Here is a 1,664-nt window from a genome sequence, read left to right on the forward strand (position 1 = left end):
TCTTGATGCCGGCGGCTAAAGTCCAGCCTTTTAATACCTGACATATAATCGTGAGGCTAGGTAGATGGAATATCAAGCCGAGCCTGTCATTGTCATTCTCATTCTCCCTTGCGGGAAGGTATTTTATCGCTTCCTCGGACAATGGGAGATAAATAGCCTCTTTCGTCTTTCTTTGTATGATTTGTAAACGGAATTTATCATTTCCTTCTTTTTGCATATCTTCCCATCTAAGAGCGGTCAAGTCGCTGATCCGGAGTCCGCAGAAACAGCAGAACAGAAAAGCCTTTTTTACCTCTGGGCATACGCAATCTGTCCGGATTAACCTCTTTAGTTCCTCTAGGGTCAAATAAGTACGCAGGCTGGTAGGTTTGTGAGGTTTTTCGTCTGTATCCAGCAAACTACAAGGATTCGAGAGGATCAGTCCTTTTTTGACCGCCTTATTGAGTGTGACATTCAGGAGCCGGTAATAACCGTGAATCGTGAAGTCGCTTTTGAGGTAGGGTTGTTTACGCAAGTGAGCGATGAAACCTTTCACGAAACCGGTATCTATGTCCTTAAGCAGGCATTGCGGCATATAGTCTCTAAGATGATTGGCCAGACTTCTTAATCGTAGGGAATAGGCTTTGTCGCCATGCGCAGATTTATCGGTGGACAATTCCGAGAGGAATTCTAAAAGTGTTTTTTTCCCGAGCCCGTTTATCATACGGACACCGTAAATCTCGTTCTGAAGATCAATGATCCGTTGTGCCTTGATACTATTGGCCAAGCGCAAAGTGATCCGGTTCTTATCACGGTCTTCAGGGAAACGTTCCGGGGTGAGGTAGAGCTTGAGGAATTCATAATACCTCTTCCCTTTGTAATAGATGTCCAGATATATGGACAGGTTCGCGTTCGACAGTTTCTTGAACCGGAGCTTTACGGGCTCTTTCGCTTTCATCTCATTCTTTTTTCTTGCCATGATTTTGCTGAATTTAAGTGATTATGTATATTTGTTACTAGGATGATCCGAGTACCACCCCGGTAGCATAAAATACACGGATTGAGCCTGTTTTTGTAGGTGAAAGTTGCAAAAGGTAGGGAAACCTATCACTTTTATGAAATTGATACATTTGTCTCTTATTATAGAGAGTTCTGCCTATCAGCACCACGATATATCCTTTCTATTTTTGTCACATATTAATGTGAGAACAAAAAATATTATACTATGAGATTCAAGAAATACATTCTTTTATCGTTGGTGCTATGCGGATTTGCCGCTTGTTCCGATGATAATGAAATAGAAATTCCAAAGGCTCCTGTCTTAGAGAAAGCTCAACTAGCTTTGGCTATCAAGAGTGAGGAAGGGGCGGTTACGAAGGCCGGAGAAACTACTCCAACGGATGCGGACGTGAATACGCTAACGGTTGGGGTGTTTGGAGTTGATGGATGGAGTGTGATATATACAAAAGATGCTACTCCTAACTCTGATGGGACAAAGGATGTCGGTCCGCAAGAAGTGTATGCGGGTGAAGCTCATGTAGTGGTTGTGGCGAACGCTGCCCCTGTTATCCAAACCGAATTGGCAAAGGCTAAGGATATAACTGACTTTATTGAAACAACAATCAATCTGTCTGACGAGACTTTGACAAAAGGCTTGACGATGAGTAGTAAAGTGTTTACCGTAA

At 42.9% G+C, this 1,664-nt stretch carries 2 protein-coding genes; one reads left to right on the plus strand and one right to left on the minus strand.

Annotation, left to right across the window (positions count from 1 at the left end):
* Window positions 1-958 (minus strand): phage integrase SAM-like domain-containing protein (locus QVP94_RS10370; protein WP_288213241.1); only part of this gene is annotated, 958 nt, incomplete at its 3' end.
* Window positions 959-1,204: 246 nt separating this feature from the next.
* Between QVP94_RS10370 and QVP94_RS10375 the strand changes: the two genes are divergently transcribed.
* A partial coding sequence (locus tag QVP94_RS10375; RefSeq protein WP_288213242.1) for a fimbrial protein occupies window positions 1,205-1,664 on the plus strand: 460 nt, incomplete at its 3' end.

It is taken from the genome of Parabacteroides sp. CAG:2, assembly GCF_000436315.1.
Classification (GTDB): domain Bacteria; phylum Bacteroidota; class Bacteroidia; order Bacteroidales; family Tannerellaceae; genus Parabacteroides; species Parabacteroides distasonis.